Below are 9422 nucleotides of genomic sequence, written 5' to 3'. Positions count from 1 at the left end.
AGGACGACGACTTCGAGGACGAGGACGACGACGAAGACCTCCTCGAGGACAACGAGATGCTGGACGAGGACCTCGTGGACGAGGACGACTACGACGACTCCGAGGACGACCCGGCAGGTTCCCGCACCACAGGACGCTGACGCCGCGGACACCACCCGTGAGGGGCCCCACCACCCGGGGCGGGCCCCTCACCCGTGTCCAGGGCCTTCCCAGTCCGGGGCCCGGGCGGGACCCCGGGAGGGCCGTGGGGCGTGCCGTACAGTTGTCGCGTGAACTGGATCGAAGCCATCATCCTGGGCCTGGTGCAGGGCCTGACAGAATTCCTCCCCGTCTCCTCCTCGGCGCACCTGCGCATCGTGGGCGAGTTCCTGCCCCACGGCGGGGACCCGGGGGCCGCCTTCACCGCCATCACCCAGCTGGGCACGGAGACCGCCGTGATCCTCTTCTTCTGGCGGGACATCGTGCGGATCATCAAGCAGTGGGCGCTCTCCCTCACGGGCCGGGTGGACCGCAGCGACCCGGACGCCCGCATGGGGTGGTTCATCATCCTGGGCTCCCTGCCCATCGCCGTCCTGGGGCTGGTGCTGCAGGACGTCATCGAGACCCAGTTCCGCTCCCTGTGGATCACCGCGGCCATGCTGATCGTCTTCGGCCTGTTCCTGGCCGTCGCCGACCACGTGGGCAAGCAGGAGCGCCACCTGGAGGACCTCAACGTCAAGCACGCGGTGGGCTTCGGCTTCGCCCAGGCGCTGGCCCTGATCCCGGGCGTCTCCCGCTCCGGCGGCACCATCACCGCCGGTCTGCTCATGGGCTACACCCGCGCGGCCGCCGCCCGCTACGCGTTCCTGCTGGCCATTCCCGCCGTCTTCTCCTCCGGGCTCTACGAGCTTTACAAGGTGCTCACGGGCAAGGTTCCGACGGGCATCTACACCATGGGCCAGACCGCCGTGGCCACGGTGATCGCGTTCGTGGTGGGCTACCTGATCATCGGGTGGTTCATGCACTACATCTCCGAGCGCAGCTACAGCCTGTTCGTGTGGTACCGGGTGCTGCTCGGCGCGGTGGTCTTCGTGCTGCTGGGCACCGGCGTGATGGTCGCCTGAGCCGTCGTGACCCCAAGGACGCTCCCTGCGGCGTCGTCCCCGGGTGCCCGGCGCGCAGGGCGGGGAATAGCGCCCGGCGGGTGCCCGTTGCGCTCGTGAGTCCCGATCGACCGACCTACCGAAGGTGAACATGAAGTCTTGGTCCTCCCGCCCGGTTCCGCAGCTGCCCGGTTCCGCGCCCGCGCCCCGCGTGCACGACACCCGCACAGGAGGGCCGGAGGAGCTGCGGGCCCACGACGGGCGCGCCGGTCTCTACGTGTGCGGCATCACCCCGTACGACGCCACCCACATGGGCCACGCCGCCACCTACGTGACCTTCGACCTGCTGCAGCGGGCCTGGCGGGACGCCGGCTACGCCGTGGACTACGTCCAGAACGTCACGGACGTGGACGACCCCCTGCTGGAGCGCGCGGACGCCACGGGTGTGGACTGGCGGGAGCTCGCGGAGTCCCAGACCGAGCTGTTCCGCACGGACATGAACGCGCTCAATGTGCTGCCCCCGGACCACTACGTGGGCGCCACCGAGGCCGTGGAGCGGATCGTCCCGGCTGTCGAAGACCTCGTGGCCCGCGGTCTCGCCTACCGGGTCCCCGCGGGCACCGGCCAGGACGGCGAGCCCACCCCGGCCGGTGACGTCTACTTCGACGTCGACGCCGCCGGGCGGCTGCGCGCGGACGACGACGCCGCGTGGGTCGTGGGCAGCACGTGCCGCCTCACCGGGGACCGGGAGCGGATGCTGCCGCTGTTCGAGGGCCACGGCGGGGACCCGGACCGCACGGGCAAGCGGGACCCCCTGGACCCGCTGCTGTGGCGCGTGGAGCGCCCCGGCGAGCCCTCGTGGGACGGTGCATCCCTGGGCGCCGGACGCCCGGGGTGGCACATCGAGTGCAGCGTGATCGCCCTGCAGTACCTGCCCCGGCCGTTCACGGTCCAGGGCGGCGGCTCGGACCTGGCGTTCCCGCACCACGACATGGGGGCGGGCCACTCCTACGCACTGTCCGGCACGCCCATGGCGGAGCACTTCGTGCACACCGCCATGGTGGGCCTGGACGGTGAGAAGATGTCCAAGTCCAGGGGCAACCTGGTGCTGGTCTCCACCCTGCGCCGCGCGGGCGTGGACCCGGCTGCCATCCGCCTGGCGATCCTCGCCAACCACTACCGCACGGACTGGTTCTGGACCGACGAGCTGCTGGAGCAGTCGCAGCGCCGGCTCGCCACGTGGCGCGAGGCGGCGGCGAAGCCCGAGACGGCCGGGGCGGACGCCATGCTCGAGGCCGTGCGCGCGGCACTCGGCGAGGACCTCAACGCTCCCGCCGCACTCATCGCCGTGGACGCGTGGGCCGCGCGGAACCTGGGCGGTGCCGCGGCCCGGGGCGCGGCGGCGTCGTCCGAGGACCGCCAGCTGGCGCGCGACACCGTGGAGGCGCTGCTGGGCGTGGTGCTCTGACGCGACCGGCGCCCCGCCGCGCGCCGACTCAGTCCCGGTCGTCGCGGCGGCGCAGGTAGCGCTCGAACTCCCGGGCGATCGCGTCCCCCGTGGCCTCGGGCAGGTCCACGGTGTCCTTCGCCTCCTCGAGCTGGCGGACGTACTCGGCCACCTCGGGGTCCTCGCTGGCGAGCTCGTCCACGCCCCGCTCCCACGCCTCGGCGTCCTCGATGACGGGCTCCAGGGGCAGGGACATGCCCAGCAGCTCCTCGAGCTGGCGCAGCAGCGCGAGCTGCGCCTTGGGCGAGGGGGAGTGGGCCACGTAGTGGGGGACCGCGGCCCACATGCTGAGGGTGGGGTAGCCCGCCAGTGCGGCCATGTGGGACAGCACGCCCACGATCCCGGTGGGGCCCTCGTACTGGGGCGCCTCGATGTCCAGCTCCTCGCGCAGCTCCTCGGTGTCGGAGGTCAGCGTCACGGGGATGGGCCGGGTGTGGGGCACGTCCGCGAGCAGCGAGCCGAGCATGATGACCACGTCCACGTCCAGGGCGGTGGCCTGCTCCATGAGCTCGGCGGTGAAGGTGCGCCACCGGTAGGAGGGCTCGCAGCCGTGCAGCAGCACGAGCTCCAGGTTGGTGCCGGGCACCGCGGCCTTCGAGAGCCGGGTGGAGGGCCACTGCAGCTTCTGCTCCCCCGTGGCGGAGCGGTGGATCACGGGGCGGGAGTACTGGTAGTCGTAGTAGTCGTCCGAGGCCACCTCGAAGACCTCGCGGGCGTCCAGGTGCTCGCGCACGAGCTTGAGGGTGTCCGTGGCGGCGTCCCCGGCGTCGTTCCAGCCCTCGAACGCCGCGACGAGCACCGTGACCGTCTGACCGTGGCCGTCGCGCACCACCCCGAAGGGTCCGGTGCCGGGCTGCTGCGCATTGCTGTCCAAGGTGCTCACCGTCTTACTGTACGGCGCGGGTCCGGGCGGCTTCCACGGCGGGCGCCCAGCCCGGGCGGAGGAGCGCGCCCTACCATGAGCACCATGTCTGATCCCCGGTTCCGAGACCCCGCACGCCCCGGCGACGCCCCCTCCGAGCCCGTGGCGGCCGCGCGGCCGCGGGGTCTGCGGCTGGGGCGGGTGCTGGGGGTGGAGGTGCTCCTGGACCGGTCCTGGTTCGTGATCGCCGCTCTCACGGTGGTGATGTACGGGCCGGTGCTGTGGCGGCTGCACCCCTCCCTGGGGTGGCTGAACCTGCTGCTCGCGCTCGGCTTCGCCGTGGGGCTCGCACTGAGCGTCCTGGTGCACGAGCTCGCGCACGCCGCCGCGGGCCGGGCCGCCGGGTGGCCCGTCTCGCGCATCGTGCTGACCCTCATGGGCGGGCACACCGCGTTCGGGGACGTCCGCTCCACCCCGCTGCCCACCGCCCTGGTCTCCCTCGCGGGGCCCCTGAGCAACGTGGTGCTCGCGGCCCTCGCCACCGCCGGGTTCCTTCTGGCGCCCGACGCCGCGGCCGATCCCGTGGGCTCCCTCGCGGAGCTGCTCGTGCTCTCCAACTGGGTGCTGGGACTGTTCAACCTGCTGCCGGGCCTGCCCCTGGACGGCGGCCGGGTGGTGGAGGCCGTGGTGTGGGCCGTGACCCGTTCGGAGTCCCGCGGCACCGTGGTGGCCGCGTGGTGCGGGCGTGTCATCGCCGTGCTCGTGGTGCTGTGGGCCCTGGCCTCGGGACAGTGGCGCCAGCCGGTGGTGGTCGCCGTGACCCTGCTCGTGGCCGGGTTCATCTTCCTGGGCGCGGGCCAGGCCCTGCGCCAGGCCCGGCTCATGCGCACGCTCGACGCCGTCGCGGCCGGTGGGATGGCCCGCCCCGCCCTGGAGTTCGCGCCCACCACCCCGCTGTCCCTGGTGGACGCCACGGTCTCGGCGGCCACCTCGGACGGGTACCGCGGCTGGACCCCGGACGTGGTGGTGCGGGACCGCGACCGGGGTGTGGTGGGGGTCCTCAGCCCGTCGCTGGCCGGGCGGGTGGACGGCCCGGAGCGCACCCGTGTGGCGGTGGGGGACGTGTGTGCGTGGTTCCCGGCGGCCGCACGTGCGGACCCGCAGACCCGGGGCGGGGACCTGGTGCGCCTGATGGAGTCGCACCACTGGCCGTGGCTGTGGGTCGTGGACGGGGCGGGCGAGGTGCTCGGGGTGGTCCACCACCAGGATCTCGCCCGGTACGCCCTGCGGGGCTGAGCCCCGGGCCGTGGAGGTGGCGGGCGGCGTCGGGCTACGGTGGGAGAATGGGGCACCGAGGGGACCGCGTCCGCGGGACCCGCCCACCGAGTCCGGACACCGCAGGTGTCGCCACGGCGTGAGAGCGAGCAGATGACCGAGCAGCAGCCCCGAGAACCCCACACCACCCCCGCCACCACGGTGCGGGGAGCCGCCAACCGGCGCGGCCCGTTCCGCTCCGGCGAGCGCGTGCAGCTCACGGACGAGAGCGGGAAGATGACCACCATCACGCTGGTGGACGGGGGCGAGCACCACACCCACCGCGGTGTGCTGCGCCACGACGAGCTGATCGGGCGCCCGGAGGGCACCGTGGTGAGCAACACCGCGGGGCTGCAGTACCAGGCGCTGCGCCCGCTGCTGAAGGACTTCGTGGTCTCCATGCCGCGGGGGGCCGCGGTGATCTACCCCAAGGACTCCGGCCAGATCGTGACCATGGCGGACATCTTCCCCGGTGCGCGCGTGGTCGAGGCCGGGGTGGGCTCCGGGGCGCTGAGCATCTCCCTGCTGCGCGCCGTGGGGGACGAGGGTCTGGTGCACTCCTTCGAGCGCCGTGAGGAGTTCGCGGAGATCGCCCGCGGCAACATCGAGACCATGTTCGGCGGCCCGCACCCCGCGTGGCGGCTCACCCTCGGGGACCTCTCCGAGGAGCTGGGTGCCGCGGAGGAGCCCGGGTCCGTGGACCGCGTGATCCTGGACATGCTGGCCCCGTGGGAGTGCCTGGACGCCGTGGCCACCGCGCTGGCCCCCGGCGGTGTGGTGATTTGCTACGTGGCCACCGTGCCGCAGCTGTCCCGCGTGGCCGAGGCCATGCGCGCGGACGGGCGCTTCACCGAGCCGGAGGCCTCCGAGACCATGCTGCGCGGCTGGCACGTGGAGGGCCTCGCGGTGCGCCCCGACCACCGGATGGTGGCCCACACCGGCTTCCTCATCCAGTCCCGCCGCCTCGCGGACGGCGCCCCCCGCCTGGCGCCCAAGCGCCGTGCCTCCAAGAGCGAGTACACCGAGGAGGACCTGCAGGCGTGGACACCGGTGGCCCTGGGGGAGCGGATCGTCTCCGACCGCAAGCTGCGCCGCGCGGGCCGGGACGCGGCGGCGCTCGCGGAGCACGCCGCGCGGGCCCAGCAGGAGATCGACGCCGCGGACGGGCGGGACCGCCATGAGTGAGCCGGGCGCGGACGCCGTCCAGCGCCAGCTCAACGTCCTGCGGGACCAGAAGCGCGCCCTGGACCGGCAGGCCGCCGCACTGGGGTCCCAGAACGAGAAGCTCGTGCGGCTGCTCAACGCCTCCCGCCAGGAGATCGTGACCCTCAAGAAGACCCTGGCCGCGGAGGCCGAGGCCCCCGCCACGTTCGCGGTGATTCTGGAGGTCAACCCCGGCCATCGGCCCGTGGGTGAGGCCACCGGGGACGGTCCCGTGCTCACCGGACCCACCGTGGACGTCCTCGCCGCGGGGCGGCGGATGCGCGTGGCCGTGAGCCCGCTCGTCTCCTTCGGGGCGTGCGAGCCCGGCCGCCAGGTCCTGCTGAACGAGAACTACGTGGTGATCGCCCTGCTGGAGCACGAGCGCACCGGCGAGGTGGCCACCGTCAAGGAGGTCCTCGACCACGACCGCGTGCTCACCGTGGGCCGCTCCGACGAGGAGCGCGTGCTGCTGCTGTCCGGGCGGCTGCGCCGCGAGCGCCCCGCACCGGGTGACGCCGTGACCGTGGACCACCGCACGGGCCTCGCCCTGGAGCACGTGGACCGCACGGACGTGGAGCAGCTCGTGCTGGAGGAAGTCCCGGACGTCAGCTACACGGACATCGGTGGTCTGGGATCCCAGATCGAGGCCATCCGCGACGCCGTGGAGCTGCCGCACGTGCACCCCGAGATCTTCCGCGAGCACGGGTTGCGCCCGCCCAAGGGCATCCTGCTCTACGGCCCGCCGGGCAACGGCAAGACCCTGATCGCCAAGGCCGTGGCCCGTTCCCTCGCCGAGCGCACCGCCGCCAAGGCCGGGCGCTCGCGGCCCGAGGGCTACTTCCTGAACATCAAGGGCCCCGAGCTGCTGGACAAGTATGTGGGGGAGACCGAGCGCCAGATCCGCTCGATCTTCGCCAACGCCCGCGAGCAGGCCGCGCGCGGGGTGCCCGTGGTGGTGTTCTTCGACGAGATGGACTCCCTGTTCCGCGTGCGCGGCTCGGGCCTGTCCTCGGACGTGGAGACCACGATCGTCCCGCAGCTGCTCACGGAGATCGACGGTGTGGAGCAGCTGGACAACGTCATGGTGGTGGGTGCCACCAACCGCGAGGACATGATCGACCCGGCCGTCCTGCGCCCCGGGCGCCTGGACGTGAAGATCCGCATCGACCGCCCGGACCGCGAGGGCGCCCGGGAGATCTTCTCGCTGTACGTCACGGAGGACCTGCCGCTGCGGGAGGACGACGTCGCCCGGGCCGGTTCTCGGGCGCAGGCCGCCGCGGAGCTCGTGGCCGCCGCGGTGGAGCGCATGTACGCGCGGGAGCCGGGCACCGAGTTCCTCACCATCGCCTACCGCGACGGCGGGCAGGAGACCCTGTACTACGCGGACTACGCCTCCGGCGCGGTGATCCGCAACGTGGTGGACCGTGCCAAGAAGCAGGCCGTGAAGACCCTGCTCACCACGGGCCGGCGCGGTCTCACCGCGCAGCACCTGGTGGCCGCGGTGGACGAGGAATTCCACGAGCAGCAGGACCTTCCCAGCACCGCGGACCCCGAGGACTGGGCGCGGCTCACCGGCCGGCGCGCGGACACCATCGCGGACGTGCGCGTGGCCGGGCACGGTGGCCGCCCCGCGAGCGGCGCCGGGGGTGCCGCATGACGGTGCGCAGGATCATGGGCAGCGAGACGGAGTTCGGGGTGCTCGCGCAGGGCGCCCCGCACGCGAACGCCACGGTGCTCTCCACCCGCGTGGTCACCGGCTACGCCCAGTGGGTCGCCCTGCAGCGGGCGCAGGATTCGTCCCGCCCGGCCGCCGGGAGGCAGACCGGTGCCGGAGCGGGCGGCGTCGACCGGGCGGACCTGGGCACGGCCTGGGACTACGGCTCGGAGACCCCCCTCGCGGACGCCCGCGGCTTCACCGTGCCCCGTGAGGAGGCGCACCCCACGCAGCTCACGGACCGCGCACCCGTGCTGGGTGCGGAGGAGATCGCCGCAGAGGCTATCGGGGAGTCCGCCATGTACACCGAGGACATGGACCCGCGGCGGGTGGTCATGAACACGGTGATCCCCAACGGCGCCCGGGTGTACGTGGACCACTCCCACCCCGAGTACTCCTCCCCGGAGGTCACCACGCCCCTGGACGCCCTCGTGTGGGACGCCGCCGGGGACGTGGTGGCCCACCGCGCCGTGACCTTCCTCGCGGAGCGCTCCGAGGGTGCCCACGTGAACCTCTACAAGAACAACACGGACAACAAGTCCGTCTCCTACGGCGCCCACGAGAACTACACCGTGGACCGTGCGGTGCCCTTCGAGCGCATCACCGCCGCGCTGCTGCCGTTCTTCGCGTCCCGGCAGATCATGTGCGGCGCGGGCCGGGTGGGGCTCGGGGTGGACGGCGCCGAGCCCGGCTTCCAGCTGAGCCAGCGCGCGGACTTCTTCGAGCGCACGGTGGGGCTGGAGACCACCATCCACCGTCCCATGGTCAACACCCGGGACGAGCCGCACGCGGACGAGACCCGTCACCGGCGGTTGCACGTGATCATCGGGGACGCCAACCTCTCCCACGTGGCCACGGTGCTCAAGTTCGGCACCACGTCCCTGGTGCTTGACCTGGTGGAGCACGACCGCGCCCCCGCGCTCGAGCTCGAGGACCCCGTGGCCGCCCTGAAGGCCATCAGCCACGACCCCACCCTCACCACCACGGTGGCGCTGCGCGACGGCCGCTCGCTGAGCGCCGTGGAACTGCAGCGCGCCTACTACCACGCCGCCGTGGCCCTGGAGCACGAGCTCGCCCCCCACGGGCTGGACCCCGACACCGCGCAGGTGCTGGCCCTGTGGGACGAGGTGCTCACGGACCTCGCGGCGGACCCCGCGCGGCTCGCGGACCGGCTGGACTGGGCGGCCAAGCACGCCCTGCTCACCGCCTACCGCCGGCGGGACGGCCTCGCGTGGGACGACCCCCGGCTCGTGGCCATCGACCTGCAGTACGCGGACGTGCGCCCCGACCGGGGGCTCTACCACCGGCTGGCGGCGGGCGGGCGGATCCGCACGCTCGTGCCCGCCGAGCGCATCACGGACGCGGCGGACCACCCGCCCGAGGACACCCGCGCGTACTTCCGCGGCACCGCCGTGGCCACCTACCCGCAGGCCATGGCGGGCGTGGGCTGGGACACCGTGAACGTGGAGCTGCCGGGCGTCCGCCGGGGGGCGCGCATCGCCATGCCCGAGCCGGGGGACCTCACCCGGGAGGTCTCCGCATCCTGGTTCGCGGCCCCGGACGCCGAGCAGTGGGTGCGCGAGGTGGCCCGCCACCGCCCCGGGCTCGTCACGGGCAGCGGCATCCTGCCAGGAGACGGCACCGACCCGCACCACGGCACCGACCCGCGGCGGGCCTGAGAACCCCCCGGCGGGCCTGAGGGCCCGCACCCACCACCGACCGATCGACCACCAGGAGGAC

Annotated in this window: 7 protein-coding genes; 6 read left to right on the top strand and 1 reads right to left on the bottom strand. The window is 73.4% G+C overall.

The window, feature by feature from the left end; genetic code table 11:
* Window positions 1–269: 269 nt before the first annotated feature.
* Window positions 270–1103 (top strand): undecaprenyl-diphosphate phosphatase, encoded by an 834-nt coding sequence (locus Q4A22_RS08215; protein WP_303178448.1) that lies wholly within the window; start codon window positions 270–272, stop codon window positions 1101–1103.
* A 130-nt stretch (window positions 1104–1233) separates the two neighbouring features.
* The gene (mshC, locus tag Q4A22_RS08210; RefSeq protein ID WP_303178447.1) at window positions 1234–2550 is read left to right on the top strand and encodes a cysteine--1-D-myo-inosityl 2-amino-2-deoxy-alpha-D-glucopyranoside ligase; all 1317 of its coding nucleotides are present in this window, start codon (window positions 1234–1236) and stop codon (window positions 2548–2550) included.
* Between the two features lie 28 nt (window positions 2551–2578).
* On the opposite strand, the gene Q4A22_RS08205 is transcribed toward mshC, so the two are convergent.
* Window positions 2579–3472, bottom strand: a complete 894-nt coding sequence (locus tag Q4A22_RS08205) for a proteasome assembly chaperone family protein (RefSeq protein ID WP_303178446.1) — start codon at window positions 3470–3472, stop codon at window positions 2579–2581.
* A 75-nt stretch (window positions 3473–3547) separates the two neighbouring features.
* Here Q4A22_RS08205 and Q4A22_RS08200 point away from each other — a divergent pair, with 75 nt between their 5' ends.
* The 4 genes from Q4A22_RS08200 (at window position 3548) to dop (ending at window position 9361) form a co-directional block, all read left to right on the top strand.
* Window positions 3548–4747 carry a site-2 protease family protein gene (locus tag Q4A22_RS08200; RefSeq protein ID WP_303178445.1) on the top strand — a complete coding sequence of 400 codons (1200 nt, stop codon included), beginning with the start codon at window positions 3548–3550 and terminating at the stop codon, window positions 4745–4747.
* Between the two features lie 132 nt (window positions 4748–4879).
* A complete protein-coding gene (locus tag Q4A22_RS08195) occupies window positions 4880–5950 on the top strand; it encodes a tRNA (adenine-N1)-methyltransferase (protein WP_303178442.1) in 1071 nt (356 codons plus the stop codon).
* Window positions 5943–7625, top strand: a complete 1683-nt coding sequence (gene arc, locus Q4A22_RS08190) for a proteasome ATPase (RefSeq protein WP_303178440.1) — start codon at window positions 5943–5945, stop codon at window positions 7623–7625. Before Q4A22_RS08195 ends, arc begins: the two co-directional genes overlap by 8 nt.
* Complete coding sequence (gene dop, locus Q4A22_RS08185; protein ID WP_303178438.1) at window positions 7622–9361, top strand: depupylase/deamidase Dop; 1740 nt, start codon at window positions 7622–7624, stop codon at window positions 9359–9361. Before arc ends, dop begins: the two co-directional genes overlap by 4 nt.
* The last annotated feature ends 61 nt before the right edge of the window (window positions 9362–9422 follow it).

The sequence above is a fragment of the Kocuria sp. genome (assembly GCF_030530945.1).
Taxonomy (GTDB): domain Bacteria; phylum Actinomycetota; class Actinomycetes; order Actinomycetales; family Micrococcaceae; genus Kocuria.
The sequence above is the reverse complement of the archived record's forward strand: the minus strand, read 5'-3'. Positions and strand labels throughout refer to the sequence as shown.

What these genes read in the sequence shown, in the direction of transcription:
- mshC (WP_303178447.1), top strand. Translation starts at nt 1,234, where the DNA reads ATGAAGTCTTGGTCCTCCCGCCCGGTTCCGCAGCTGCCCGGTTCCGCG.
- arc (WP_303178440.1), top strand. Translation starts at nt 5,943, where the DNA reads ATGAGTGAGCCGGGCGCGGACGCCGTCCAGCGCCAGCTCAACGTCCTG.
- Q4A22_RS08200 (WP_303178445.1), top strand. Translation starts at nt 3,548, where the DNA reads ATGAGCACCATGTCTGATCCCCGGTTCCGAGACCCCGCACGCCCCGGC.
- Q4A22_RS08195 (WP_303178442.1), top strand. Translation starts at nt 4,880, where the DNA reads ATGACCGAGCAGCAGCCCCGAGAACCCCACACCACCCCCGCCACCACG.
- dop (WP_303178438.1), top strand. Translation starts at nt 7,622, where the DNA reads ATGACGGTGCGCAGGATCATGGGCAGCGAGACGGAGTTCGGGGTGCTC.